The 26,131-nt window shown below is 71.5% G+C and carries 22 protein-coding genes and 1 riboswitch; of the genes, 16 read left to right on the top strand and 6 right to left on the bottom strand.

Going from position 1 to position 26,131, the window contains the following annotated elements:
- Both ACFFCA_RS17340 and gcvT read left to right on the top strand, forming a co-directional pair.
- Nucleotides 1-236 (top strand): hypothetical protein (locus tag ACFFCA_RS17340; RefSeq protein ID WP_375487061.1); only part of this gene is annotated, 236 nt, incomplete at its 5' end.
- 37 nt (nt 237-273) lie between these two features.
- On the top strand, nt 274-1,383 hold the full coding sequence (gene gcvT / locus ACFFCA_RS17335; protein ID WP_375487059.1) for a glycine cleavage system aminomethyltransferase GcvT: 1,110 nt from the start codon (nt 274-276) through the stop codon (nt 1,381-1,383).
- Between the two features lie 9 nt (nt 1,384-1,392).
- Here the strand turns inward: gcvT and ACFFCA_RS17330 are convergent, their stop codons facing one another.
- Both ACFFCA_RS17330 and ACFFCA_RS17325 read right to left on the bottom strand, forming a co-directional pair.
- Nucleotides 1,393-2,628: an AI-2E family transporter gene (locus ACFFCA_RS17330; RefSeq protein ID WP_375487057.1), complete on the bottom strand. Its 1,236-nt coding sequence runs from the start codon at nt 2,626-2,628 to the stop codon at nt 1,393-1,395.
- Entirely contained in the window at nt 2,625-3,479 is an 855-nt protein-coding gene (locus ACFFCA_RS17325) for a nicotinate-nucleotide--dimethylbenzimidazole phosphoribosyltransferase (protein WP_375487055.1), read from the bottom strand. The genes ACFFCA_RS17330 and ACFFCA_RS17325 overlap by 4 nt, the downstream gene beginning before the upstream one ends.
- A 162-nt stretch (nt 3,480-3,641) precedes the next feature.
- Nucleotides 3,642-3,712: riboswitch (cobalamin riboswitch) on the top strand.
- 178 nt (nt 3,713-3,890) lie between these two features.
- Between ACFFCA_RS17325 and ACFFCA_RS17320 the strand changes: the two genes are divergently transcribed.
- The 7 genes from ACFFCA_RS17320 to ACFFCA_RS17290 are packed head-to-tail and all read left to right on the top strand — an operon-like array spanning nt 3,891 to nt 12,929.
- The gene (locus ACFFCA_RS17320; protein WP_375487053.1) at nt 3,891-7,079 is read left to right on the top strand and encodes a prenyltransferase/squalene oxidase repeat-containing protein; all 3,189 of its coding nucleotides are present in this window, start codon (nt 3,891-3,893) and stop codon (nt 7,077-7,079) included.
- Entirely contained in the window at nt 7,076-8,098 is a 1,023-nt protein-coding gene (locus ACFFCA_RS17315; protein ID WP_375487051.1) for a hypothetical protein, read from the top strand. Before ACFFCA_RS17320 ends, ACFFCA_RS17315 begins: the two co-directional genes overlap by 4 nt.
- 10 nt (nt 8,099-8,108) lie before the next feature.
- Nucleotides 8,109-9,284 (top strand): CbiQ family ECF transporter T component, encoded by a 1,176-nt coding sequence (locus ACFFCA_RS17310; protein WP_375487049.1) that lies wholly within the window; start codon nt 8,109-8,111, stop codon nt 9,282-9,284.
- Nucleotides 9,285-9,344: 60 nt separating this feature from the next.
- Nucleotides 9,345-10,964 carry an ABC transporter ATP-binding protein gene (locus tag ACFFCA_RS17305; protein WP_375487047.1) on the top strand — a complete coding sequence of 540 codons (1,620 nt, stop codon included), beginning with the start codon at nt 9,345-9,347 and terminating at the stop codon, nt 10,962-10,964.
- Nucleotides 10,961-11,812, top strand: a complete 852-nt coding sequence (locus ACFFCA_RS17300) for an ECF transporter S component (RefSeq protein ID WP_375487045.1) — start codon at nt 10,961-10,963, stop codon at nt 11,810-11,812. Before ACFFCA_RS17305 ends, ACFFCA_RS17300 begins: the two co-directional genes overlap by 4 nt.
- Complete coding sequence (locus ACFFCA_RS17295; RefSeq protein WP_375487043.1) at nt 11,809-12,726, top strand: ABC transporter substrate-binding protein; 918 nt, start codon at nt 11,809-11,811, stop codon at nt 12,724-12,726. The genes ACFFCA_RS17300 and ACFFCA_RS17295 overlap by 4 nt, the downstream gene beginning before the upstream one ends.
- Nucleotides 12,723-12,929, top strand: coding sequence for a hypothetical protein (locus ACFFCA_RS17290; RefSeq protein ID WP_375487041.1), 207 nt, complete (start codon nt 12,723-12,725; stop codon nt 12,927-12,929). The genes ACFFCA_RS17295 and ACFFCA_RS17290 overlap by 4 nt, the downstream gene beginning before the upstream one ends.
- Before the next feature lie 161 nt (nt 12,930-13,090).
- Here ACFFCA_RS17290 and ACFFCA_RS17285 read toward each other — a convergent pair whose 3' ends face one another.
- Nucleotides 13,091-15,292: an MMPL family transporter gene (locus ACFFCA_RS17285; RefSeq protein WP_375487039.1), complete on the bottom strand. Its 2,202-nt coding sequence runs from the start codon at nt 15,290-15,292 to the stop codon at nt 13,091-13,093.
- A gap of 140 nt (nt 15,293-15,432) precedes the next feature.
- Between ACFFCA_RS17285 and ACFFCA_RS17280 the strand changes: the two genes are divergently transcribed.
- The 3 genes from ACFFCA_RS17280 to ACFFCA_RS17270 all read left to right on the top strand — a co-directional run bounded on the left by ACFFCA_RS17280 (nt 15,433) and on the right by ACFFCA_RS17270 (nt 18,187).
- Entirely contained in the window at nt 15,433-16,581 is a 1,149-nt protein-coding gene (locus tag ACFFCA_RS17280) for a sensor histidine kinase (protein ID WP_375487037.1), read from the top strand.
- Nucleotides 16,533-17,177 (top strand): LuxR C-terminal-related transcriptional regulator, encoded by a 645-nt coding sequence (locus tag ACFFCA_RS17275; protein ID WP_375487035.1) that lies wholly within the window; start codon nt 16,533-16,535, stop codon nt 17,175-17,177. Before ACFFCA_RS17280 ends, ACFFCA_RS17275 begins: the two co-directional genes overlap by 49 nt.
- Before the next feature lie 86 nt (nt 17,178-17,263).
- Nucleotides 17,264-18,187 carry an esterase/lipase family protein gene (locus tag ACFFCA_RS17270; RefSeq protein ID WP_375487033.1) on the top strand — a complete coding sequence of 308 codons (924 nt, stop codon included), beginning with the start codon at nt 17,264-17,266 and terminating at the stop codon, nt 18,185-18,187.
- Nucleotides 18,188-18,226: 39 nt separating this feature from the next.
- Here ACFFCA_RS17270 and ACFFCA_RS17265 read toward each other — a convergent pair whose 3' ends face one another.
- Nucleotides 18,227-19,861 carry a long-chain fatty acid--CoA ligase gene (locus tag ACFFCA_RS17265; RefSeq protein WP_375487031.1) on the bottom strand — a complete coding sequence of 545 codons (1,635 nt, stop codon included), beginning with the start codon at nt 19,859-19,861 and terminating at the stop codon, nt 18,227-18,229.
- A gap of 8 nt (nt 19,862-19,869) precedes the next feature.
- The gene (locus ACFFCA_RS17260) at nt 19,870-20,520 is read right to left on the bottom strand and encodes a DUF3043 domain-containing protein (RefSeq protein WP_375487029.1); all 651 of its coding nucleotides are present in this window, start codon (nt 20,518-20,520) and stop codon (nt 19,870-19,872) included.
- 178 nt (nt 20,521-20,698) lie between these two features.
- Here ACFFCA_RS17260 and erpA point away from each other — a divergent pair, with 178 nt between their 5' ends.
- Nucleotides 20,699-21,082 carry an iron-sulfur cluster insertion protein ErpA gene (gene erpA / locus ACFFCA_RS17255; protein WP_375487027.1) on the top strand — a complete coding sequence of 128 codons (384 nt, stop codon included), beginning with the start codon at nt 20,699-20,701 and terminating at the stop codon, nt 21,080-21,082.
- A gap of 233 nt (nt 21,083-21,315) precedes the next feature.
- Nucleotides 21,316-22,284: a carbohydrate kinase family protein gene (locus tag ACFFCA_RS17250; RefSeq protein WP_375487025.1), complete on the top strand. Its 969-nt coding sequence runs from the start codon at nt 21,316-21,318 to the stop codon at nt 22,282-22,284.
- 41 nt (nt 22,285-22,325) lie between these two features.
- On the opposite strand, the gene asnB is transcribed toward ACFFCA_RS17250, so the two are convergent.
- Nucleotides 22,326-24,233: an asparagine synthase (glutamine-hydrolyzing) gene (gene asnB / locus ACFFCA_RS17245; RefSeq protein ID WP_375487023.1), complete on the bottom strand. Its 1,908-nt coding sequence runs from the start codon at nt 24,231-24,233 to the stop codon at nt 22,326-22,328.
- Between the two features lie 204 nt (nt 24,234-24,437).
- Between asnB and ACFFCA_RS17240 the strand changes: the two genes are divergently transcribed.
- The gene (locus tag ACFFCA_RS17240; RefSeq protein ID WP_375487021.1) at nt 24,438-25,337 is read left to right on the top strand and encodes a cytochrome c oxidase subunit II; all 900 of its coding nucleotides are present in this window, start codon (nt 24,438-24,440) and stop codon (nt 25,335-25,337) included.
- Nucleotides 25,338-25,790, top strand: coding sequence for a cytochrome c oxidase subunit 4 (locus tag ACFFCA_RS17235; RefSeq protein ID WP_375487019.1), 453 nt, complete (start codon nt 25,338-25,340; stop codon nt 25,788-25,790).
- The last annotated feature ends 341 nt before the right edge of the window (nt 25,791-26,131 follow it).

Here is a 26,131-nt window from a genome sequence, read left to right as displayed (position 1 = left end):
TGCTCAAGATCCCGACGCTGGGCCTCGCGGACTTCCCCCTCGTCGTCGCCACCGGGCTCGGCGCCGCCGACGCGCCGGACCCGGCCGCGAGGCGCGGGCCGTCGGCGGAGGAGTGCACTCCGACCACGACGGCGTCGGCGCGGATGGCCGACGCGGGAGCGACGACGCTGACCGACGGTGCGGAGGAGGCGGGAAGCGGAGTGGTGGGCGGGGCGGACGGCATGGCTCGATCGTAGGTCCGGGCCGTCCGGGCGCCTGACGTAGGTTGACGACATGAGCACGTTGTTGACCTCGTCCTTGCACGAACGGCACGTCGCCCTCGGCGCGAAGATGGCCGATTTCGGTGGTTGGGAGATGCCGATCGAGTACGCGGCCAGCGGCGGCGGCGTGCTCAAGGAACACCTGGCGGTACGCGAGGCGGTCGGCGTCTTCGACGTCTCGCACCTCGGCAAGGCGCTGGTTCGCGGCGCCGGCGCGCGCGACTTCGTCAACGCCTCACTGTCCAACGACCTGGGCCGCATCGGGCCGGGCCAGGCGCAGTACACACTGTGTTGCGACGACGACGGGGGCGTGGTCGACGACCTCATCGCCTACCTCGTCGACGACGAGCACGTCTTCCTGGTGCCCAACGCGGCGAACACCACCGAGGTGGTGTCCCGCCTGCAGGCCGCTGCGCCCGCCGGAGTCGAGGTCGTCGGCCAGCACCGCGACTACGGCGTGCTGGCCGTCCAGGGCCCGCGCTCGCAGCAGACCCTCGCCGACGTCGGCCTGCCCGCCGAGCTCGACTACATGGCCTACGCCGACGCGGTGTGGGACGGCCAGCCGGTCCGGGTGTGCCGCACCGGCTACACCGGCGAGCACGGTTACGAGCTGCTGCCCGCCTGGGACGTCGTCCCGCCGCTGTGGGACGCGCTGATCGAGGCGGCGAGCCGGCACGGCGGCATGCCCGCCGGGCTCGGTGCTCGCGACACGCTGCGCACCGAGATGGGCTACCCGCTCCACGGCCAGGACCTGTCGCGGCAGATCTCGCCGTTGCAAGCGCGCTCGGGCTGGGCCGTCGGTTGGAAGAAGGAGGCGTTCTTCGGCCGTGACGCGCTGCTCGCCGAACGCGAACGCGGCCCCGAGCGAGCGTTGCGCGGCCTGCAGGCCCTGGACCGCGGCATCCCCCGCCCGCACATGGCCGTGCTCGGCGCCAACGGCGACACCGTGGGTGAGGTGACCAGCGGGACGTTCTCGCCGTCGCTGCGCTCGGGCATCGGCCTCGCGCTGATCGCGACCGACGCCGAGGTCGAGGACGGCGACGAGCTCGCGGTCGACGTGCGCGGCCGCCGCAGCGCCGTCCGGGTCGTCAAGCCGCCGTTCGTCGAGTCGCACGTGCGCTGACGGCGCGGGTCAGTCGTCCTCGGCCGGCGCGTCGTCCTCGGGCGGGCTGTTCGGGGTGTCGTCCTCGCCGGCGGGCTCTTCCGTGATGTCGACGGGATCGCCCGCGACCTCGTCGCGGTGCTGCACGGGGAACGACGAGCCTTCCACCGGTAACGCCGGCGTCTCCCTCAGCGCGTGCACCGTCGAGTTGAGGAAGGCGACGAACGGCACCGCCAGCAGCGCGCCGACGATCCCGTAGAGGGTCGTGCCGGTCAGCACGGCCAGCGCGATCGCCAACGGATGGACCTCGACGCTGCGACTCATGATCAACGGCTGCAGCAGGTGGGCCTCGAGCTGGACCAGCACGGTGATGGCGACGGCCACGACGATGCCGGCGGTGAGGCCGTGTTCGAGCACCGCCACGGCGGTGGCGAGCGCTCCGGCGACGGTCAGGCCGATGATCGGGATGAACGAGCCCAGGAAGATCAGCACGCCGAGCGCGGCGGCGAGCGGCACCTGCAGGACGAGCAGGACGACGGTGACGGCGACGCCGTGGAACAGGGCGATGATCAACTGCCCGCGCATGTAGCCGCCGAGCGTGCGCCAGCCCACGTGGCCCGCACGGTCGAGGCGCTCCTGCGCGCCCTTGGGGAACAGCCGCAGCACCCACGTCCAGATGGCGGCGCCGTCGCGGAGCAGGAAGAACGTCGACAACAGGATCAGCAGCAGCGCACCAAGCAGCTCGACGACGGTGGTGACCGTGTCGATGGCCCCGCTGACGATGGCGCCCTTGTTGTCGCTGATGGCGCTCTTGATGTTGGCGCTGGCCTTGTCGAGGTCCTTGGACTTCAGGTGCAGCGGGCCGGTGCGCAGCCAGTTGCGCACCTTGTCCACGACGTCGGAGACCTGGTCGCCCAGCTCGCCGGAGTGCCGGCTGATCTGCCAGGCGACGAAGTACCCGATGCCCACCAGCACCGCCAGGCCGATGAGCAGGGCGAGCCCGGCCGACACCGACCGCGAGCCCGGCACCCGGCGCAGGAAACGCTCGAGCGGGTGCAGCACCGCGGTGAAGAACAGGGCCAGCACGAAGGAGAACGCGACCAGCTCGATGCGGTCGAACACCCGCGCCAGGACGTAGACCGCCAGCCCGATGATGAGCAGCCGCCAGCTCCACGCGGCGGCGACCCGCACGTGCCAGGTGACCGACTCGTCGGCGTGCCGGTAGCGCGACCCGTCGCCCCCGTCCTCGGCCTTGCCGGCGGTCACCGGTCCGTCCCGGCGGCCAGCCCGGCCGCGGCACGCAGCACCGGCACGGCCAGCAGGCCGGCCGTCCCGTCGCCGTGCGCGACGGCGAGGTCGAGGAGTGGGCGCAGGGCGAGCTCGGCGGCGGCGTGCCGCTGCACCGGGTCGGCGCCGACGTCGGCCAGCTGCCACCAGCGCCCGGCGCGCGCCTGGACGTCGTGACACAGCAGGGCCGCAGCGACGGCCGCCGTACCGTCCAGGACGACCGCCGTGCGCCGCGCCGCGGCCCGCATGATCAGCGCGACCGTGGCCGCCATCCGGGGGTGGCCCAGCGCGCCGAGCAGCGCGGAGGGGTCGGTGCGCAGCTCGGTGAGGCGGCGTCGCCCGATGCGGAGGGCATCGGCCCGCGCGATCCAGGCGTCGGTGTCGGTCGCGGCGGCGCCACGGGGCAACAGCGCCACCGGCTCGGCACCGGTCAGCACCGCGACCACCAGGGCGGAGGCGATCGAGTCGTCGGGGTCGGCGACGATCAACAGGTCCGCACCCGAGTCGACCTCGTCGTCGGCCGAGGCCAGCCCGACCGCGAACGCGTGCTCGGCGGTGGCGTCGTCGTCCAGGACGAGGTCGCGGACGTGGACGCCGAGCTCGTCGGCCAGCGCCACCACCGACTCGGGCGCCGGGCCCAGCACCACGCACCGGGCCCGCTTGGGCGCCTGGACGGGCAGCTGCCCCTGGACCCCGGCCAGCCACTCGACCAGTTCCCCCAACCGGCCGCCGATCGTCGCCGCGAGCGAGCGCACCCCGGCCGCGGACTCGGCGTCGGTCCACTCGACGTCGTCGCCGACGGAGAAGAGGTCGATGGGGGAGTCGTCCACCGGGCCAGTATGACGTGAGCGCCGACCTCGGCCGCGCACGTCGGGTGCGTCACGTCCGCCCGCCTGTCGCGCCCCCCGCGTTGACCCTCCGGCGCGGGCGGGGTTAGGTTTGCGCCGCCGGAGGCCACGCCCCCGGCTCCACAGCACCACTCGTCCTGGCAGGGGAAGACCGGTGAGACTCCGGCACTGACCCGCAGCCGTGATGTCGCCCCTGGGCGGCCAGTCGGAATGCCTGGCAGGGCGGAACAGGCCAGTGTCTCGTCGCGGTCCGCGGGACGGTGCCGGATCGCGAGATCCGTCCCCGTCCCCGTGTCTTCACCCCGGTGGAGGTGCGGGGATTCGTGTTCGGTGTGCCGTTGCGCGCCGATCCGTACCCGGTTGCACGCGAGCACGCGAAACGAACGGGTATCCATGCGTCGCAGCTCCGTCCACTCCCTCGTCGCCGGGGCCGCCGTCGTCGGCGTCGTCCTGGCCGTGGTGACCCTCGCCGGACCGGCCTCGGCCGCCGGCACGGCCCGTGCCACCCGGACAGCGCTGGCCTCGGCCCGCCCGACCGCGGGCAAGGCCGTGACGCTCACCGCGACCGTCACGCCGAAGCCGAGCCGCGGCACCGTCCGCTTCACGGCGAGCGGCACGACCCTGGCCTCGTGCGGCGCCCGCCCGGTCGCCCACAGCACGGGCAAGGCCACGTGCCGGACGACGTTCCGCACCGCGGGCCGCCGCACGGTCGTGGCCCGGTACTCCGGGGCGAGCAAGCGCTACCGCGCGTCGAGCGCCAAGCGGGTCATCACGACGGCGACGGCAGTCACGCCGACCAAGCCGGTGGCCACCAAGCCGGCGGCGGTCGGCACCGTCGTCGGGTCCGTCGGTTCGTGCACGACGTCCAAGGGCGCGCTGGTCGCGGTGGACTACAAGACGTGGAGCGGCCCGATCGTCCGGGGTTGCGACCCGGCGCCCACGACCGGCATCAAGCTGCTGACCACGGCCAAGTTCACGACCACGGGCACCCAGCACGACGGGCCGCAGTTCATCTGCCGCATCGGCAACCCGCTGTTCGCCTCGGGCACCCAGTACCCCACGTCGGCGACGGAGAAGTGCGTGAGCACCCCGCCGGCGACCGCGTACTGGTCGTTCTGGCTGGCCAAGAAGGGCTCGAACACCTGGACCTACAGCACGCTCGGCGCGTACTCCGACAAGCCGGTCGCCGGTGAGGTCGAGGCCTGGACCTACGGCGGCACCGACATCGCGGGCACCACCGGTCAGCCCAGCTTCACCCCGAACCAGGTGCGCGCCGGCCTGCCGACACCTTCGGCGAGCGTGCGACGCGCGGCAGTGTCGCGCGCGGCAGCTGCCGCGCCCAAGGCCGATCTCGGCAAGGCCGTGTCCTACCTGACGACTACGACCACCGCCAACGGCGTCGCCAGCGATGGCTCGTCGCTCGCCAAGAACGGTTACTACGATTCCTTCGTCGTCGAGAAGGGCAACGACTACGCCGATTTCGGACTGACCCTCGACGGTGCGTTCGCGCTGGCCGCTACAGGCACCGACGACGCGGCGTTGGCGAAGATAGTGAAGTTCTTCAACACGAACACCAAGGACGGCGCCGGACGTGACGCCCTCGGGTGGACCGGGATCGGCACCGAATACGCCAGCGGCGGGTCGATCGGCAAGGAGGCGCTGCTCGCGGAGGTGACCGGCTACGACCCGCGGGACTTCGGCGGGAAGGACCTGATCGCTGAGCTCGACAAGGCGGTCTGCACCGAAGCGTCCGATGCGTGTGCGGGCAAGGGCAACTATCTCTACGCGCAGTCGACGTTCTCCCAGGCGTTGGGCGTCATTGCCCAGTTGCGAGCCGGCGATACGACGGGCGCCGCGTCACCCATCGCGTTTCTGGAGAGTACGCAGGACGACAAGACCGGCGCGTTCCCCAGCATCATCCCGTCGACCGGGGACTCGGAGGTCGACAGCACAGCGATGGCCGCGATGGCCCTCGACCTCGTGCACAGCGACGCAGCCGACGCCGCCGTGCGTAAGGCCGTGGCTTGGTTGGCAACCCAGCAGAAGGCGGACGGCGGTTTCCCCGGTGCGTCCGGCGACTCCACCAACTCGGCCGCGCTCGCAATCCAGGGTCTGAGTTTGGGTGGGTCGGCGTACCGCGACGAGATCGCGAAGGCGTCGGCCTTTCTGGCGCGGTTGCAGAACAAGGACGGCGGGTTCGCCGTCACCGCCGACGGGGGCGACTCCGACGTTCGCGCCTCGACTCAGGTCGTCGGTGGGCTGGTCGGCACCTCGTTCGCCACACTCAGTGACAACATCCGGACCGCGACGCCGAAACTGGATGCCGGCGCCGCTGCCGCCTGGCTCGTCACGAAGCTGACCGGCGGCACCCACCTCGAGTTCGACGGCGGTTACGGCCCCGACTACGGCGGCACCGCAGATGTGGCCATCGCCCTGGCCGCGACCGGTACCCAGGACAAGACGCTCATCAAGCTGGTCCGCTACCTGGCTGCCCATGTGGCCGACTACGCGGACCCGACCGGCACGGCGGGCGGACCGTACGCCGGTTCGTTCGGCAAGCTGGCCGTGCTGGCCGAGATCACCGGTCAGGATCCGCACCACTTCGGCGGTTACGACCTGCTGAAGCAGCTTTCCGACAACGTGTGCACGGCAGTCGACGCAGACCACGGGTGCCAGGCTGCCGGCGATCTCGTCGGTGGGTTCTCCACCACGTCGTCCGCCTTCGGGGTGCTGGCCTTCGAACGGGCCGGCGAGACGCCGCCCGCCGCGTTGTTGACACGCCTGCTCTCCCTGCAGTGCAAGGCCGACGGCGGGTTCCCCAGCGCCCTGCCCACCGACACCGACGCAGGTACGTGCCCAACCGGGACGGACGCCCCCGTCGGCGCGGCCTCGGAGGTCGACACCACAGGGTTCGTCCTGCAGTCCCTCGTAAACGAGCCCACCGCCGGTGATGCAGTCGCGAGGGCGCTGGCCTACTTGCGCGCGACGCAGAACGACGACGGCAGCTGGACCGGTGCGGCCGGGCACAACAGTAATTCGACAGCGCTGGGCGTTCAGGGTGTGCTCGCTGCGCCCGCCTTCGCGGAGCACCGCAGCCCGGCCGTCGCCGGCGTCCGCTCCTTCGCGGCCGTCTCGGACCCGGCAGTGAAGCGGGCCTACGCCTTCCTGGCCACGCTGCAGAATGGCAACGGCGGCTTCGGGATCAACACCGACGCCTCGACCAGCGACGTGCGAGCGACGGACCAGACGGTGCCGGCGATCGTCGGCGCCACGCTGACCACGCTGACGCACCCGATCTCGCTCGACTCCGGCAGCTCGGGCGGTTCCGGCGGCGGCTCGGGCGGTTCCGGCGGTGGCTCGGGCGGCACCACGGGTGGGTCCGGTTCCGGCTCCGGCAGCGCCGGGGACGGTTCGGGCGGCTCGCAGGCGGCCGGCGCGACGGCGAACACGGGCGTACCCAGCGAGCAACTCCTGATCTGGGCTGCGCTGCTGCTGCTCGTCGGTGCCGGCGTCACCGTCGCCGGCCGACGTCCACGCGTGGCACGGGCCGCCGGAGGACGGCACCGCGGGGAGGCCGCATGAGGCGGTTCCTCGCGCTGGTGGCGCTGGCCGTGATGGCAATCATGGGGACGTTCGCGGGTGCGGCGTCAAGCGCCACCGCTGACCCGATCGGCAGCTGCACGTCGTCGACGGGGACGATCATCGCTGTCGACTTCGGGCACTGGGGCGGACCGGTCGTGCGCGGGTGCGGCGTGCACTCCTCGACGGGGTACGCGCTGCTGCACGACGGCGGTTTCTCCACGGCCGGGGACCAGCACGACGGGCCGGCGTTCATCTGCCGCCTCGGCAACGCCGCGTTCCACGGCGGGACGCAGTACCCGACGCCGAAGCAGGACAGCTGCATCAAGACGCCGCCGGCGTCCGCGTACTGGTCCTACTGGCTGGCGCCGAAGGGCCAGAACAGCTGGACGTACAGCCAGCTGGGCGCGATGAGCGAGAAGCCGAAGCCCGGTGAGGTCGAGCTCTGGCAGTTCGGCGGCACCAACATCGCCGGCACCGAGGGCCGCCCGTCCATCAGCCCCGACGCGCTCCGCGCGACGAACGCGCACGCCACAGGCGGCGGGTCCGGACACGGTGGTTCCGGTGGCGGCTCGGGTGGCGGCAGCTCCAACGGTGGCAGTTCGAACGGCAGTTCCAAGGGCGGCGCGAACAGCGGTGGCGGCTCCGGCGGCGGCACCCACGCCACGCACCACGCGACGACGGGAGCCGGCGCCGCGGCGGGTTCGCACCGTGCCGGCACGTCGGCCGCGGGGTCCAGCTCTGCCGCGGCACGGTCGAGCGCGGCGGCGCGGAGCAGCTCTGCAGCCGCCGCGTCGTCGTCAGGCGCACCATCGTCGGGCGCAGCCAGCGCCGGGGCGGCGGCATCGACGGTTGCGTCGTCGCCGTCCGTCGTGAATGCCAGACCTGCGTCGGCGGACACCAAGTCGTCGGCCGGGTCGCCGTTGCCGGTGATCCTCGGCGTCGCACTGGTTCTGCTCCTCGGCATCGGCGGCGGTTGGACCGTTGTACGGCGCCGCCGGGCCGACGCCGCGGAGCACTGATCGGCAGCTCATGACCAGGTCACTGGCGAGGTCGCCCGCCGGCTCGCGCACCCCGCGCGCGCTGCACCCGATCGCCTGGTGGCTCTGGGCGATCGGGATGGCGACGGCCGTCAGCCGGACCGTCAACCCGTTGTTGCTGCTCCTCGTGCTCGCCGTGCTCGGGTTCGTCATCGCCAACCGACGCAGCGACGCCCCGTGGGCGCGGGCGTTCAAGTACTACCTGTACCTCGCGCTCATCGTCATCGTGACCCGGGTGATCTTCCGGTCCGTCTTCGCCAGCGGGATCACCCCGGCCGACCACATCCTGTTCTCGCTGCCGCACATCCACACGCCGTCCTGGTACGCCGGCATCCAGCTCGGTGGCCCGGTCTCGCTCGAGGCCACGCTGTCGGCCTCGCTCGACGGGCTGCGCCTCGGTGCCCTGCTGTGCTGCGTCGGTGCGGCGAACGTCCTGGCCAACCCCAAGCGCGCCCTCCGCGTGCTGCCCGGCGCGCTCTACGAGCTCGGCGTCGCCGTGATCGTCGCGCTGTCGTTCGCGCCGCAGCTCGTCGAGAGCGTGCAGCGGGTGCACCGGGCCCGCCAGCTGCGCGCCGGTCACGGCAAGGGGTTGCGGGGCTTGCGCTCGTTGGTCATCCCGGTGCTCGAGGACGCGCTCGAACGTGCGCTGCACCTCGCCGCCGGCATGGACTCGCGCGGCTACGGCCGCAGCGGCAGCGCCACCCGCGCCAGCCGCCGGATCACCGCGATCCTGCTCATCCTCGGCATGTGCGGGCTCTGCGTCGGTGCGTACGGGCTGCTCGCCGGCACCGACGCGAAGGCGGTCGGCATCCCCGGCATCGCGGCGGGTGCGGTGCTGTGCTGCCTGGGTCTCGCCCTCGGCGGGCGGCGGGTGACCCGCACGTCCTACCGTCCCGACCCCTGGGCCTGGCCCGAGTGGGTCGTGAGCCTCGGCGGCCTCGGCTGCGCCGTCGCTCTGTACCTGTCGAGCAGTTACGACGCCGCCGCGCTGGCGCCGTCGCTGTACCCGCTGTCGTGGCCGCCGCTGCCGCTCGTCCCGACGCTGGCCATCGTGGTGGCCGGCCTCGCCGCGCTCGCCGCACCCCCGCCGGTGCGCCGGCGCGCGACCCCGGCCACGCGCCCCGCCGTCCGCACGGCGCCCGAACGGGAGCGGGTGACCGCGTCGTGACCACCGAGCGGCGCCGACGGAGCGCATCATGATCACCGAGCGACGCTTGCGGAGCGACCAGTGATTCAGTTCGACCAGGTCACGGTCACCTACGCCGACGCGCCGGCACCGGTCCTGCGCGACGTCACCCTCACCGTCGACGAGGGCGAGCTGTGCCTCGTCGTCGGCCGTACCGGTTCGGGCAAGTCCACCCTGCTCGGCGCCATCAACGGGCTCGTGCCGCACTTCACCGGCGGCACCCTGGCCGGGACGGTCACCGTCGACGGCCGCTCGACCGCCGAGCACCCGCCGCGGGACTTCGCCGACGTCGTCGGGGTGGTGGGCCAGGACCCGGTCGCCGGGTTCGTCACCGACACCGTCGAGGAGGAGCTCGCCTACGGCATGGAGCAGCTGGCGGTGCCGCCGGACGTCATGCGCAAGCGGGTCGAGGAGACGCTCGACCTGCTGGGCCTGGCCGAGCTGCGGCACCGGGCCCTGCACGAGCTGTCAGGCGGTCAGCAGCAGCGCGTCGCGATCGGCTCGGTGCTCACCGCCCACCCGCGCGTGCTGGTCCTCGACGAGCCGACGTCCGCTCTCGACCCCACCGCCGCCGAGGAAGTGCTGGCCGCGATCACCCGCCTCGTCCACGACCTCGGGGTGACGGTGGTGCTGGCCGAGCACCGTCTCGAGCGTGTCGTGCAGTACGCCGACCGCGTGATCCACCTGCCCGGCGACGGCACGGTGTCCGACGGGCCGCCGGTCGAGGTGTTCCGTACCAGCGTGGTGGCCCCGCCCGTCGTCGAGCTGGGCCGGCTGGCGGGCTGGTCCCCGCTGCCGCTGTCCGTGCGCGACGCCCGCCGGCAGGCAGCTCCGGTGCGCGCGGCCGTGGCGGGCCACGTCGTGCCGGCGTCACGGGTGCTGCCCTCGACCGCGCCGACCACGGCCCTGTCCGCTCGCGACGTCTCGGTGCGCTACGGCGACGTGCTCGCCGTCCGCGACGTCGACCTCGACCTGCACGCCGGGCGGGTCACGGCGCTGATGGGACGCAACGGGTCGGGCAAGTCCTCGCTGCTGTGGGCGCTGCAGGGCTCGGGGCCGCGTCAGCGCGGACGCGTCGACGTCGGCGGCCGCGACCCGAAGACCCTCAAGGCCGCCGAGGCACGCACGCTCGTCGGGCTGGTGCCCCAGACGCCGGCCGACCTGCTCTACCTCGGCAGCGTGCGGGCCGAGCTCGAGCAGGCCGACCGCGAGTCCGGCCCGTCGCCGACCGGCGCGCGCGACCTGCTCGACCGCCTCGCCCCGGGTATCCCCGACGACCTGCACCCGCGCGACCTGTCGGAGGGCCAACGGCTGTCGCTGGTACTGGCCGTGCAGCTGCGTGCGACCCCGGACGTCGTGCTGCTCGACGAGCCGACCCGCGGCCTGGACTACCCGGCCAAGCAGGCGCTCATCCGCATCGTCGACGGGCTCGTCGCCGAGGGACGCACCGTCGTGATCTCGACGCACGACGTCGAGTTCGTCGCGTCCGCCGCCGATCGCGTGGTGGTGATGGCGGAGGGCGAGATCGTCGCCGACGGCCCGACCACCGACGTCATCGTCGCTTCGCCCGCGTTCGCGCCGCAGGTGGCCAAGATCCTCGCCCCGCTGCCGTACCTCACGGTCGCGCAGGTCGAGCAGGCCCTGGCGGGGGTGGACGCATGAGCGTCGTCACCCGGGCGGTGCGCATTCCGAAGCGCACCGTGTTCACGGTCGCCATGGCGTCGTTCCTGGGGTTCGTCGCGTTCCTCTGGCCGTTCGTCGTCGAGCCCGGCAGCGTCGGCGGCGCGACCGCACCGCCGCTGATCTTCGGCGCGCTGCTGATCCTCGTCCTCGCCGTGATCTTCGCCGAGATCGCGGACGGCGGCATCGACGCGAAGGCCATCGCCATGCTCGGCGTGCTGTCGGCCGTCAACGCCGCGCTGCGCCCGCTCGGTGCGGGCACCGCGGGCATCGAGACGGTGTTCTTCGTCCTGGTGCTCGCGGGGTACGTGTTCGGCCCCGGGTTCGGGTTCACGCTGGGCTGCACGTCGCTGTTCGTGTCGGCGCTGATCACCGGCGGCGTCGGTCCGTGGATGCCGTACCAGATGTTCGGGTGCGCCTGGGTAGGGCTGTTCGCCGGCCTGCTGCCCCGGCTGCGCGGACGGCTCGAGGTGCTCATGCTGGCCGTCTACGGGGCCGCGTCCGGCTACTTCTTCGGGTTCATGCTCAACCTGTCGTTCTGGCCGTTCTCCACCGACCCGAGCAGCTCGATCGCCTACCTGCCCGGCGCGTCGTTCAGCACCCAGTGGCACCGCTACCTCGTGTTCGACGCCACGACCTCGCTCGGGTGGGACACCGGCCGCGCGGTCACCAACTTCGTCGCCATCCTCGTCGTCGGCCCGGCCGCGCTCGCGACGTTCCGTCGCGCCGCGCGGCGGGCGGCCTTCGAGGCGCCGGTGACGTTCGCCCCCGCGCCGGACGGCCCCGCGCCCGCCGACGTCGACCGGACGGCGGGCACACTGAGGACGTGAAGATCGTCTCCCTGCTGCCCTCGGCCACCGAGATCGTCTACGCCCTGGGCCTGGACGACTCCCTGGTCGGCGTCACCTTCGAGTGCGACGAGCCGGCGCGGGCGCGCACCGACAAGGCGGTGGTCGTCGGTGGCCGCGACACCAGCGACATGACGCCCGGCGAGATCGACGCCTACGTTTGTGCGCAGTCGGCCGCCGGTGCCGACCTGTACCACCTGCACGAGGATGCGCTGGCCGGGCTCGACCCGGACCTCATCCTCACCCAGGACCTCTGCTGGGTCTGCGCGCTGCCGTCGGGCAAGGTCACCGAGGCCCTGGATTTCCTGGGTTGCCGGGCCGACGTGCTACCCCTCGACCCGTACTCGCTCGAGGACGTGCTGGCCACGATCACCGCGGTGGCCGAGCGGGCGGGCATTTCCGAGCGCGGCGTCACCGTCGTCGCCGGGCTGCGCGAACGGCTGACCGCCGTGGCCGAAGCGGTGGCCGGGCGGCCGCGTCCTCGGGTGGCGGTCGTCGAGTGGGTCGACCCGCCGTTCACCGCCGGGCACTGGATCCCCGACCTCGTCCGTGCGGCCGGCGGCGAGCCGGTCGGTGCCACGGCGGGGGAGCGGTCGGTGCCCACCACCTGGGACGCGATCACCGCCGCCCGGCCCGACGTCGTCGTGGTCTCGCCGTGCGGCTACCACCTCGACGGCGCCGCCGAGCAGGCCGCGGTGGTGCGCGACGCGCTGCCCGACGTGCCGGTGTGGGCGATCGACGGCGACGGTCTCGTCGTGCGACCCGGCCCGCGGCTCGTCTACGGCGTGGAGGCCCTGGCCGCGATCCTGCACCCGGGCACGGTGCCCGACCGACCCGACGCCGTCCGGCCCGTTAGGGTCGGGTCCGGACACACCGACGAGAGGGTGCAGTTGTGAGCTGGACGTGGCGGTACCTGGGGGCGGACGGCGGCGAGCTGACCGACCTTCCGGGCGTGTCGCAGCCCGCCCACGCGAACCAGTCGGATGCGGAGAGCTGGATGGGTGAGTTCTGGCGCGACCTCGCGGACGCCGGCGTGGCCCAGGTGACGCTGCTCGAGGACGACTCCGAGAGCTACACGATGTCCCTCGACGCCGGCTGACCCGAACTCCTTCTCGAAGCACACTCCGTCCCCCGCGTTCCACACGCGCGAGTGGTGGGTTGCGCGTCGAGTGGCGGGAAATAGCCCACCACTCGACGCATACCCCACCACTCGGCGGTGGCAGCGACCTAGCAGCGGCGGTGAAGCGCGCCGCTGCTACGTCAGACGGCCGTCAGCTCGCGATCCCGCGGCTCCGGCGCGGCGACCGGCTGCGGCGTCCGGCCCGGCCACCAGTTCCACCGGCCCAGCAGCATCATCAGCGACGGCAGCACGATCACACGCACCACCAGCGCGTCGACCAGCACGGCCACCGCCAGCCCCACACCGAGCTCCTTCATCTCGACCATGTGCAGCGACGCGAAGATCGCGAACACCGAGATCATGACGACCGCGGCCGAGGTGACCGTGCCCGCCGACCCGGTGATGCCGGCGCGGATCGCGTCACGGGTCGACAGGCCACTCGCCGCGGCCTCCCGGATGCGGCTGATGACGAACACGTGGTAGTCCATCGACAACCCGAACAGCACCGCGAACGTGAACAGCGGAATCCAGTTGATCAACCTTCCGGTCGAGTGGAAGTCGAGCAGCGACTCGGCCCACGAGTTCTGGAACACGACGACCAACGCACCGAACGCGGCCCCCGCCGAGAGCATGTTCACCAGGGCAGTGGTCAGCGCGATGACGACCGACCGGAACACCCAGCCCATGATGATCATGGTCAGCACGACGACGAACGCGATGACCCACGGCAACCGGTCGGAGAGCTGATGGTCGGTGTCCATGGCCGTCGCCGTGTCCCCGCCGACGGCCCAGCGTGCCCCGTCCACGGTGCGCAGTGCGTCCGGTACCCACGTGTCCCGCAGGCTCGTGACGCCCGCACGCGCCTGGTGGGACTCCGCGTCGAACGGCGCCTCCAGCGTCAGCGCGTGCACCGTGCCGTCGCGTGATGCACGGATCTCGGCCCTCGACCGGGGCACGAACGCACCCGCACCGGCGCCGCGATCCGCGACCCGCGTCAGCGCGGCGACGACGGCGGGCCCGGCGTCGGCGTCCGCCCGCACGACGACCTGCTGGGTCGCGTTCTGGTCCGGGAACGCTGCGCTCAACCGGTCGAGCGCCTGCTTCTCGGCGATGACGTTCGGCAACGACGCGGGGCTGTCCGACGCCAGCTTCATGCCCAACGCCGGCAGGGCGAGAGCGGCCAGCACCAGCACCGACACCGTCAGCGTGCGGGCCGGGTGTTCGAGCGACGGGCGCAGGAGCCTCGGCCAGACACGCGGCTCGCGGGTCCCGGCCGTGAGCCGCCACAGCACCGGCACCCGAGGACGGTCGATCGCGCGGCCGAGCTTGACGAGCAGCGCGGGCAGCACGGTCAGCGACCCCAGGACGGCGACGGCGACCACGATGATCGAGCCGGTGGCCAGGGAGGCGAACACGACGTTGCCGGTCAGGTACATCCCGCACATCGCCACGAGCACGGCGAGGCCCGAGACCAGCACGGAGTGCCCGGCGGTCTCGGCGGCGATCTCCACCGAGTCCAGGGCCCCGCGCCCGCGCCCGCGGTGGCGCTCGGCGCGGGCCCGCTTGACGTAGAACAGCGAGTAGTCGACGCCGACGGCCATACCCATCAGCAGGATCATCGCCGCCGTGCTGCCCGAGTCCGGCACCACGTGCGAGGCCAGCGCCGACAACCCGGTCGCCGAACCGACCGCGGACAGCGCGAGCAGCACCGGGGCGCCGGCCGCGACGATGGCGCCGAAGGCGATCAGCAGGATGACAAGCGTCACCGGCAGGCTGAACGTCGTCGCCCTCGACAGGTCGGAGTTGACCCGGTCGTTGACGGCCTTGTCGAGCGACACCGCGCCGACCTGCTCGACCCGCAGGCCGGGGTGGGCCCGCTGCACTCCGGCCGTCACGTCCTGCAGTGGACGCACGTCGACGTCGGACTGACGCTGCCCGGCGTCGCGCAGGGTGGCGACGACGGTCATGGCCGTCCCGTCGCGCGAGGTCACCGGTGCACTGACCGAGCTGACCAGAGGCAGCGGCCGCAGTCCCTGCGCGGCCTGCTCGAGGGCGGCACGTGCCTCGGCGCGATCGAGAGTCCCGTGGCGGGCGGTGACCAACACGTTCTCGGTGTCCGGCCGTTCGAGCCCGCTGTCGTGCAGCCAGTGTGCGGCGCGCGCGGACTGACCGGTCATGGTGTCGAGGTCGTCGGCCTGCTTGAGCCCGGCGACGTTGCCGACCACGATGCAGGCGGCGACGAACACCAGCCACAGCGCGATGGCCTTCCACGGGTGGGTGGCGCTCCAGCGTGCGGCGCGCACGGTGACGGGTCGCGGGCGGGCGGTCGGGATGGGTCCCACGGCGGTGCCTTCCTGTCGTGTCGAACTGTTGTGACGACGACACTTCCGCCCCCGGGCGCGCTGGACACTGGTCCTGGACCCCCTACGACGGTGGGGTTTTGTCCACCGCGCGCGAAGGCGCGGTGCGTCAGGATGGACGCGTGGAACACCAACTGCGACGGCGGCTGCTGCTGATCGGCTGGTCCTTCGAGGCGGCCGTGGCCGCGGCGATCAGCCTCGCGCTGTTCGTCGTCACGGCCGTCGGCACAGGCACGATCGTCGTGACCGCCGGCATCCCGCTGGTCCTGGTGGCGGCCTGGGCGACCCGTCCGCTCGCCGAGCGGTACCGGCGGCGCATCCCAATGATCGACGGCAAGGCGCTCATCGCGTCGCCCTACCTGAGAGCGACCGCGTCGGGCTGGCTCTCGCGGCTGGGTGCGGTGTTCCGCGACCCCGCCCGTAGGCGCGACTTCTACTGGGTGGCGGTCAACGGCACCGTCGGGCTCGCGCTCGGCATCGTCGCCGTGGTCGAGACCGTCTTCGACCTGCTCCTGTGGTGGCTGCCACCCGGCCTGGCCCTGCGGGCGTACGCGGCCATCGCCCGCGCGCTGCTGTCGACGTCGGAGAAGAGCCGGCTCGCGCTGCGCGTGGAGCAGCTGACCGAGTCGCGGGCCGAGACGGTCGACACCCAGGCGGCCGAGCTGCGCCGCATCGAGCGTGACCTGCACGACGGCGCACAGGCGCGCATCGTCGCCCTCGGCATGAGCCTCGCCCTGGCCGAGGACCAGCTCGACCGCGATCCCGAGGCCGCGCGAGCCCTGATCACCGAGGCCCGCGCGTCCAGCAGCGACGCCCTGTCCGAACTGCGCGACCTGGTGCGCGGCATCCACCCGCCGGTGCTGGCCGACCGCGGCCTGGTCGGTGCCGTGCAGGCGCTCGCCCTCGCCAGCCCGCTGCCCGTCGACGTCCGCGCCGACGTGCCGGGTCGGCTCCCGGCGCCCGTCGAGTCGGCGGCCTACTTCGCCGTCGCCGAGGCGCTCACGAACGTGATCAAGCACAGTGGTGCGCAGACGGCGCGCGTCGAGCTGCGGCACACGCGGGACACGCTGTCGGTCGTGGTGCACGACGACGGGCACGGCGGGGCCGACCCTGCCACTGGCACCGGCCTGCACGGGATCGGGCGCCGGCTGGCGGCCTTCGACGGGACGCTCGCCGTGTCGAGCCCGCCGGGCGGCCCCACGGAGCTGGCTATGGTGCTCCCGTGCGTGTCGTCCTCGCCGAAGACCTCGCCCTCCTCCGGGACGGCCTGATCCGGCTGCTGGAGGCCAACGACTGCGAGGTCGTGGAGGCCGTCGACAACGGACCGTCCTTGCTGCGCGCGCTCACCACGCACCGGCCCGACATCGCGGTCGTCGACGTGCGGCTGCCGCCGAGCTTCACCGACGAGGGGCTGCGCGCGGCCATCGAGGCGCGCCGGCAGGTGCCCGGGCTGCCCGTGCTGGTGCTGTCGCAGTACGTCGAGCAGCTCTACGCCCGCGAGCTGCTCGCCGACCGTTCCGGCGGTGTCGGCTACCTGCTCAAGGATCGCGTGTTCAACGTGCGCCAGTTCGTCGATGCGGTGCGCCAGGTCGCGGCCGGCGGGACGGCGATGGACCCCGACGTCGTCGCCCAGCTGCTGACCCGCCACGCCGGCGACAAGCCGTTGGCCACCCTGACGCCGCGCGAACGGGAGGTGCTCGAGGCCATGGCCGAGGGCCGCTCGAACGCCGCCATCGCCGCCAAGCTGGTCGTCACCGAGAAGGCGGTCAGCAAGCACACCAACAACATCTTCGGCAAGCTCGGCCTGCCCCAGTCCGAGGACGACAACCGGCGGGTGCTGGCCGTCCTCGCCTATCTGAACGGGTGAACCGCCGACCACCCTGTTGATCTCGGGAGAATCTGGGTATATCGGGCGGGTTCCCGGTACGCGATGTCCCCGTAAGGAGTGCGACGGTGCGCGGTTCGAGGCTGTTCATGACCATCTCGTGTGCGGTCGCGGCAGCCGTCGCGCTCGCGCCGTCCGCCGGAGCTACGCCGGCCCGACCCGCGCGTCCGGCCGCTCCGGCCGCGCTGCCGCGCACCGGGTCGAGCGCCGTAGCCACGGCCGGTTTCCTGGCCTCGTTGCCCGGCGTGGTGGCCGATCCCGCCGCGCCGCCGGCCGGGGTCAACGTCGGCTGCCGGCCGTCCGCGACCCACCCTTACCCGGTGGTGCTGGTCAACGGCACCTTCGAGGTGATGCAGGACAGCTTCGACTACCTGGGTCCGCGCCTGGCCCGGGCCGGGTACTGCGTCTTCGGCTACAACTACGGCGCCACCGTCTACCCGCCGCAGGTGCAGGCCACTGCCCCCGTCGACGACTCCGTGCAGGCCCTGGCCGCCGAGGTCCGCACCGTCACGCGGGCCACCGGCTCGAGCAAGGTCGACCTCATCGGCTTCTCGCAGGGCGGCCTGCTCACCGAGCTGTACACGAAGTTCGGCGGGGCGGCGTCGGTGCACTCGGTCACCGCGCTCGCGCCGACGACGCACGGCACCACGCTGCTCGGCCTGGGTACCCTGGCCGCCCACATCCCCGGTGCGCGCGACGTGTTCACCGCCGTCGGCTGCCCCGCCTGCAACGACCAGATCGTCGGCTCGGCGGTCATCGCGAAGCTGAACAAAGGCCCGATCGCTCAGCCCGGCGTGCGGTACACGGTCATCGACACGCGCTACGAGGAGGTCGTCACCCCGGCCGGCTCGTCGTTCATCCACGAGCGCGGCGTCACCAACGAGTACGTGCAGAGCTTCGACCCCACCGACGTCGACGAGCACGTCGTGCTGCCGTTCAACCCCGTCACGGGTGACCGCGTCCTGGCCGCCCTGCACCGCGCTGGGAGTTAGGGCCAGGAGTTAGGGCCGCAAGCCAGGTCCGGCCGCTGATCAGCGGGTCCGCTCGACCTCGAGGTCGCCGTCTGCGTACTGCGCGCGCAGCACCTTCTTGTCGAACTTGCCGACCGTCGTCTTGGGCACCTCGTCGACGAACGTCCAGTTCTCGGGGATCTGCCACGACGCCACCTTGCCGTCGAGGAAGGCCGCGAGCTCGGCGGGTTTGACCTCGTGCCCCGAGGCCACGACGACGCAGGCCAGCGGGCGCTCGGTCCACTTGTCGTCCGGGATCCCGATGACCGCGGCCTCGGCGACGTCGGGGCTCGCGGCGAGCAGGTTCTCGAGTTCGACAGAGGAGATCCACTCGCCGCCGGACTTGATGACGTCCTTGCTGCGGTCGGTGATCATGAAGAAGCCACGCTCGTCCAGGGTGCCGATGTCGCCGGTACGCAGCCAGCCGTCGTGGAACTTCTCGGGCACCTCGACCGCGTGGTACGAGCCGGTGATCCACGGCCCGCGGACCTCGATCTCACCCACGGCCTGACCGTCGCGCGGCAACTCGTTGCCGTCGTCGTCGCAGATGCGCATCTGCACCCCGGGCGTGACCCGCCCGGACTTGAGCCGCCACTGCATCTCCTCCGCGCTGCCGGGCTCGATGTCGGCCGGTGGCCACGCCATGCCGGCGACCGGGGAGGTCTCGGTCATGCCCCAGCCCTGGACGATGCGCAGGCCGTACTTGCTCTCGAATCCCTCCATCAGTGACCGCGGGATCGCGGCCCCGCCGGAGGAGCCGAGACGCAGCGATGACAGGTCGATGTCCTTGCCCTGGCCGTACTGCATGATGCCGCCCCAGATGGTCGGCACCGCCGAGGCGAACGTCGAGCGCTCGGTCTTGATGAACTCGCAGATGTGGTCGGGTGTCATGTACTGCGCGGGCAGGTGCAGTGAGGCGCCGGACAGGAACGCGCCGAACGGGATGCCCCAGGCGTTGACGTGGAACATGGGGACGAACGTCAGGATGCGGTCGGACTCGATGAAGCCGGTGACCTTGGCGCCGAGTGTGCCGAGCGCATGCAGGTAGGTCGAGCGGTGCGAGTAGACGACGCCCTTCGGGTCGCCCGTCGTGCCGCTGGTGTAACACATGGCGGCGGCCGACTTCTCGTCGACGGCGGGCCACTCGAAGGTGGGCTCCCGGCCCGCGATGAGCTCGGCGTAGCGGTGCACGGTGGCGTGCTCGGCGAGCGCTGAGGCGTCGGCGTCGCCGACCACGATGTAGGCCTCGACGCTGGACAGCTGCCCCGCCACCGGCGCGAGCAGCGGGATCAGCGACTCGTCGACGATGATCATCCGATCGCCGGCGTGCTGCACGATCTGCGCGATCTGCTCGGCCTTGAGCCGGATGTTCAGGGTGTGGACGACGGCGCCGATGCCCGGGATGGCGTAGTAGGCCTCGACGTGCTCGACGGTGTTCCAGCAGAAGGTGCCGACGGCGTCGCCGGGGGAGACGCCCAGGTCGATCAGCGCTGCGGCGAACCGGTTGGCGTTGGTCGCGACGTCCGCGAACGTGCTGCGCCGGGCGCCGCCAGGGGCCCACGTCAAGACCTCGCTGCCGGGATAGACCCGAGCGCCGTGCTCGAGGATCGCGGTGGTGGTGAGCTGGAAGTCGTCCTGCATCGTGCTCGTGATCACGGGGCGCCTCAGAACTCGTCGCCGCGGGTGAGCTGCGGGGCCGGTAGCCGCCACTTGCGGGGCATGTAGGCCCGCGAACCCATGTAGAAGCCGATGCCCATGTTCGTTCCGTCGGCCTCGCCGAAGCGCTCCAAGGCCATGGCACGCAGCCGGCGGCCGACGATGAACCACTCGACGACCAGGCCCAGGAAGATGACGATGACCGCCACCTCGAGGTATCGCAGGGCCGGGATGATCGTGGTCAGGATGAACAGCGGGAACAGCCACAGCATGTAGTTGCTGAGCATCCGCTTCGAGTCCACGTAGTCGCGGGCCAACTTGCGGGTCTTGCCCTGGTCGCGGCGGGGGAGGGCATCGGCGTCCCCCCGGCGCAGCGCCGCCCGCTGCTCGGCCGCCGAGCGGGGCTTCGCAGGGGCGCCACCGCTCTTGGGGGTGGCACGCTGCTCCTTGGTGAGCTGCTTCTGCCGGGCGTAGGCCTCCTTGCGGGTCTTCGGGGCCGTCACCGGGCCCCGGCGCCCCTCGGCGACGCGCCGCTTCGGGGTCGGACGCCCCTTCCGCAGGTCGATTTGCCCGCTCTCTGCGGTGGGCTGCTCGGTCTGGCTGGAGTCGACGGCGTCGTCGGTCGTGTCGGCGGACGCGCCTCGGCGGGAGAGCTTCACGCCCACAGGGTAACTGCGCCGGGTGTGACCTCCGTGACGCGCCGGACCGGGCCCGGATCCCCGTCATCGCGGCGGGCGCCGGCATCGGTGGTTACCATGGGAATGACTGTCGGCAGCCGCCGGTTGTCGCCAGGGACCGAGGACCATCACCGTCCCTCTCCAGTCTTCGAGGAGCGTTATGACCACCACCGAGACCACCGTCGAGCTCACCACCGCACCGGTCGAGGCACCGGCGAACGACGTCGCCCTCACCGAGGCCGCGGCCGGCAAGGTCCGCGCCCTGCTCGACCAGGAGGGTCGCGACGACCTGCGCCTGCGTATCGCCGTCCAGCCCGGTGGTTGCTCGGGCATGCAGTACCAGCTCTTCTTCGACGAGCGGGTCCTCGACGGTGACGTCGAGCTCACCCCGCACGGTGTCCCGGTCGTCGTCGACCGCATGAGCGCCCCGTACCTGGGCGGCGCCACCGTCGACTTCACCGACACCATCGAGCAGCAGGGCTTCACCATCGACAACCCCAACGCCGGCGGCGGCTGCGCCTGCGGGAACAGCTTCTGCGGCTAGGGGCTTCGCCCCGCGCCGCAGAAGCATTCCGCCTCTCCGGACCCTTCTGTTGTCGTCGCCTCCCAGCGATTCGTCGCTGGGAGGCGGTTGCCTTTAAGTCCCAGCCTTTGCTCGCCGGGCGGTTGCCTTTAAGTCCCAGCCTTTGCTCGCCGGGCGGTTGCCTTTAAGTCCCAGCCTTTGCTCGCCGGGCGGTTGCTTTCAAGTTCCAGCCCCATCTCACCTAGGGTCGTGGCATGCCAGTTCTCGTCGCAGGGTCCATCGCGTCCGACCACCTGATGCATTTCCCGGGCAAGTTCTCCGACCAGTTGCTCGCCGACCACCTGCACAAGGTGTCGTTGTCGTTCCTGGTCGACGAACTGACCATCAAGCGGGGTGGGGTCGCACCGAACATCTGCTACGCCATGGCCCAGCTGGGCGGCTCGCCCGTTCTGGTCGGCGCCGTGGGTGAGGACTTCGGCGAGTACCGCGACTTCCTCGAGGCCAATCACGTCGACTGCAGCCACGTCTACGTGTCGCCCACCCAGCACACCGCCCGCTTCGTCTGCACCACCGACACCGAGATGAACCAGATCGGATCGTTCTACGCCGGGGCCATGGCCGAGTCCGCCGAGATCGAGATCAGCCCCATCTGGGACGCCACCGACGCCGACCTCGTGGTCATCAGCGCCTACGACCCGAGCGCCATGGTCAAGCACAGCGCCGAGTGCCGGGACAAGAACCTTCGCTTCGTCGCCGACCCCTCCCAGCAGGTCACCCGCATGGACGGCGACCAGCTCAAGGCGCTCATCGAGGGCGCCGACCTGCTGTTCACCAACGACTACGAGCGCGAGCTGCTCGAATCCAAGACCGGCCTCAGCACCGCCGACATCGACGCCCAGGTCAACGTCCGGGTGACCACCCTCGGATCCAAGGGCGTCGAGATCGTCGGCGACTTCGGCACCGTGCACACGCCGGTCGCGAAGGAGCGCAGCAAGTCCGACCCCACCGGCGTCGGCGACGCCTTCCGCGGCGGTCTGCTGACGGCGCGCGACTGGGGGCTGTCGTGGGAGCGCTCGGCCGAGGTCGGCAGCCTGCTCGCGACCATGGTGTTGGAGACGATGGGCACGCAGGAGTACACCGTCGTCAAGGACGAGTTCGGCGCCCGTCTGGCCGAGTCCTACGGCGACGACTGCGCCGCCGAGGTGCTGCCGCACCTGCCCTGACCGGCGACGAACGGGACGGGGGAGTAGCGGCGCCGGAGCCGCTACTGGCGGACCGGGTAGACGGGCTCGGGGATCTCGGGGTGGATGCGCTCCTCGACGAAGATGCCGTGCCAGATCAGCAGCACCAGCAGCGTCCAGATCTTGCGTGAGTAGTCGTGCGGGCCGGCGCGATGCGCGTCGAGCAGCCGCAGCGCCGCCTCTCGATCGACGAGCTCGTCGGCCTGCGACTCGGTGATGATGGCGCGAGCCCACTCGTACATGACGTCCTTGAGCCAGTGCCTGATCGGTACCGGGAACCCGAGCTTGGGCCGGTTGATCACGTGGGCCGGCACGACGAGCTCGAGGGCGCGGCGCAGCGCGTACTTGGTCGTCTCCTTGGTCAGCTTGAGGTCGGTCGGGATGGACGAGGCGACGTCGAAGACCTCGGTGTCGAGGAACGGCACGCGCAGCTCGAGCGAGTTGGCCATCGTCATCTTGTCGGCCTTGACCAGGATGTCGCCGCGCAGCCACGTGAACAGGTCGACGTACTGCATGCGCGTCGAGTCGTCGAGGTGCGTCGTGCGGTCGTACAGCGGCCCGGTGACGTCCATGTAGGACACGCTCGCGTCGTAGCCGGGGAACAGCCCCTGCATCTCGTCCGGGCGGAAGATGCGGGCGTTGCCGTAGTAGCGCTCCTCGATGCCGATCGCTCCGCGCCGGAGCAGGTCCTTGCCCCGTCGACCCTCGGGGATGCGGGTGGAGAGCCGCCCGAGCCCACGCCGCGCCACGGCGGGCAGGTGGTCGAAGCCGCGCAACGAGATCGGCTCCCGGTAGATCGTGTAGCCGCCGAACAACTCGTCGGCACCCTCGCCGGACAGCACCGCCTTCACGCGCTTGCGGGCCTCGCGGGCGATGAAGTACAGCGGGACGAGCGCCGGGTCCGCCACGGGGTCGTCGAGGTACCAGACGATCAGCGGCAGCGTCGACATCATCTCCTCGGCGGTCACGACCTTGGTGACGTGCTCGACGCCGATCGCGGCGGCCGACTCGGCAGCGACGTCGATCTCGCTGTACCCCTCGCGCTCGAAGCCGGTCGTGAACGTCAGCAGATCGGGCTTGTGCCGTTTGGCCAGCGCCGCCACCGCCGTCGAGTCGATCCCGCCGGACAGGAAGGAGCCGACGGTGACGTCCGGGTCGGCGCGCATGTGCTTGGCGACGGAGTCCTCGAGGGCCTCGGCGATGCGGCGGTACAGCTTGTCGGGTTCAGGGACGGGTCGCACGGCGAAGTCGGGGTGGAAGTACCGGTGCGCCCGCAGCGGCTCACCGGGTCGCAGCGTGAAGTGGGTGCCGGACTCGACGCGCCGCACGGCGGCGTGCATCGACGCCGGCTCGGGCACGTACTGCAGCGTCAGGTAGTGCTGGACGGCCGTGAGGTCGACGGTGTGCTTCTCGTTCGGCGTCGCAAGGTCGAGCAGGGACTTCTTCTCACTGGCGAAGAACGTGCCGCGCTCGTCGCTCATCGTGTACAGCGGCTTGATGCCGAACCAGTCACGGGCGCCGAACAGGACCCGCTCCTCGGAGTCCCAGATGAGGAACGCGAACATCCCGCGCAGCTCGCGGACGATCTTGGCGCCCAGATAGTGGTAGCCGGCGACGATGGCCTCGCCGTCGCCCTCGGTCTCGAAGGTGGCGCCGAAGTCCCGCGTCAGCCGGTCGCGCAGCTCGAGGTAGTTGTAGATCTCGCCGTTGAAGATCAGCTGGTAGCGCCCGCCGAGCCAGGGCAGCGGCTGGTGGGAGTGGTCGAGGTCGATGAGGGCCAGGCGACGGAAGCCGATGGCGAGGTCGGCGTCGTGCCAGACCCCGCCCTCGTCCGGGCCACGGTGGCGCATGTCGCGTAGCGCGGCCTCGACACCAGGGGCGCTGGATGCTGCATCGCCGGCCGCCGACAGGAATCCGATCAGTCCACACACGCCGACCAGTATCCCGCCTCGCCGGGCCCCACCCGGACCCGGTGAGCGGCGGCGGGTCGCGTAGGCTCAGGCCATTCCCGATCGGGTGTGCGAAGGGTGGTTTCACAGGTGTCGCGTAGGCCTTGGGCTCGCCCGGCAGCGGCCCGTTCCGGGGCGCGCCGGTCGTTGGTGCGAACCGGTCGCGTCGCCGGGTTGATCGTGCTGATGACGCTGGTACTCACGGGTTGCTCCGCGCAGCAGTGGGAACGGAGCCTGCGCTTCGGCTGGCCCACCGGCGCCACCAAGCAGGCCACCCGCATGCGCGTGCTGTGGACGTGGACGGGTGTCACGGCGCTGGCTCTCGGCGTGGTCGTGTGGGGCCTGATCTTCTGGGCCTGTATCCGCTACCGCAAGAAGAGCGACGAGCTGCCGCGCCAGACCAAGTACAACTTCGCCGTCGAGGCGGTCTGCTTCACGTTCCCGTTCATCGTCATCGCCGGGCTGTTCTACCGCACGGTCATCGTCGAGGACTACGTCAACAAGCTGACCAAGAACCCCGACGTAAAGGTGCAGGTCGACGCCTACAAGTGGAACTGGAAGTTCGAGTACCACCAGTACCGCGTGGGCGGCGCTGTCAGGCCGACCGAGGAGAAGGTCCCGAACTCCAACCAGTACCTGTCGACGAACGGGTCCTCCACCGAGATCCCGGTCCTAGTAGTCCCCATCGGCAAGACGGTGCAGGTCGATGAGCACTCCCTGGACGTCATCCACTCCTTCTGGGTGCCGGAGTTCCTGTTCAAGCGTGACGTGATCCCGTACGGCTCGTCGGACACCTCCCGCGACAACAAGTTCGAGTTCACCGCCACGCACATCGGCCACTACGTCGGCCGTTGCGCCGAGCTGTGCGGCACCTACCACTCGCAGATGAACTTCGAGGTCCGCGTCGTGTCGGTCTCGACGTTCAACCGTTATCTCGCGGCTCTGAAGTCCATCAGCCCCGACGATCCGGCGATCCAGAGCACGGCACTGAAGCAGGCCGGCATGGCGCCGTACGCCACGAGCACGCACCCGTTCACGACCGACCGCAACTACAAGAGCGCGTCGCGTAACGGTGGAGGCAGCTAGATGAAGTCCGAAGCCCGTATCTTCCTCATGCTGACGGCGTTCTTCTGGGTCGCGGCCATCGGTTACGGCATCTGGACCTCCCTGCCCAACGGGTTCAGCCACGGCCGGCTCGAGCCGGTCGGTGTCGCCGCGCTGATCCTGTCCGGGGGCCTGGTCGGTATCCCCGGCTCGTTCTTCTACTTCGTGTCGCGGCGTATCGACGCTCGCCCCGAGGACCGCGCCGATGCCGAGATCGCCGAGATGGCGGGTGACCTGGGCTTCTTCAGCCCCGGCTCCTACTGGCCGGTGGCCGTCGCCGCCGCCGCGACGCTTGTCGGGGTGGCCCTGGCCTTCGCCCAGGTGTGGCTGCTCATCGTCGGTGTCGTCGTGCTGATGTTCACCGTCGGCGGGTTGCTGTTCGAGTACTACCTCGGCGGCTCACGCGGCCTGCTCGACCCGCCCAACCACGGCTGACCCAGCGCGAGTTCGTACTACCGCCTGCCGCCCGGGGCCGTGGTGCATCTCCGGTGGCCGTGACACGCCGTGTTACGGCCAGGGCCCATGCTGCGGACGCCGCCGCGCCCAGCTGGGCTGCATCACGCGGTGTTCCGGCCGCCGCTCGAGAACCGGTGCGGTGTGCCGGAGCAACGACAACGGGGAGCCGGCGGCGGTCGTGTCGCGTGATCCCTGGTGCAGACGCGTCGCTGTCCCGTCCCTGGCGCACCAACGTTGCGCAACAAGATCCGCCGGCGGCGCCGTCCAGCCGCTCCGTCCAGGCTCAGCACCTGCCCCTGCCCCCTGACGCTGCCCCTGAC

This window comes from uncultured Jatrophihabitans sp. (assembly GCF_964252635.1).
Taxonomy (GTDB): domain Bacteria; phylum Actinomycetota; class Actinomycetes; order Mycobacteriales; family Jatrophihabitantaceae; genus Jatrophihabitans.
Note: the sequence above shows the minus strand (reverse complement) of the source record. Positions and strands in the feature narration are given on the sequence as shown.

What these genes read in the sequence shown, in the direction of transcription:
- gcvT (WP_375487059.1), top strand. Translation starts at nt 274, where the DNA reads ATGAGCACGTTGTTGACCTCGTCCTTGCACGAACGGCACGTCGCCCTC.
- ACFFCA_RS17235 (WP_375487019.1), top strand. Translation starts at nt 25,338, where the DNA reads ATGAAGTCCGAAGCCCGTATCTTCCTCATGCTGACGGCGTTCTTCTGG.
- ACFFCA_RS17320 (WP_375487053.1), top strand. Translation starts at nt 3,891, where the DNA reads ATGCGTCGCAGCTCCGTCCACTCCCTCGTCGCCGGGGCCGCCGTCGTC.
- erpA (WP_375487027.1), top strand. Translation starts at nt 20,699, where the DNA reads ATGACCACCACCGAGACCACCGTCGAGCTCACCACCGCACCGGTCGAG.
- ACFFCA_RS17240 (WP_375487021.1), top strand. Translation starts at nt 24,438, where the DNA reads ATGACGCTGGTACTCACGGGTTGCTCCGCGCAGCAGTGGGAACGGAGC.
- ACFFCA_RS17300 (WP_375487045.1), top strand. Translation starts at nt 10,961, where the DNA reads ATGAGCGTCGTCACCCGGGCGGTGCGCATTCCGAAGCGCACCGTGTTC.
- ACFFCA_RS17250 (WP_375487025.1), top strand. Translation starts at nt 21,316, where the DNA reads ATGCCAGTTCTCGTCGCAGGGTCCATCGCGTCCGACCACCTGATGCAT.
- ACFFCA_RS17315 (WP_375487051.1), top strand. Translation starts at nt 7,076, where the DNA reads ATGAGGCGGTTCCTCGCGCTGGTGGCGCTGGCCGTGATGGCAATCATG.
- ACFFCA_RS17310 (WP_375487049.1), top strand. Translation starts at nt 8,109, where the DNA reads ATGACCAGGTCACTGGCGAGGTCGCCCGCCGGCTCGCGCACCCCGCGC.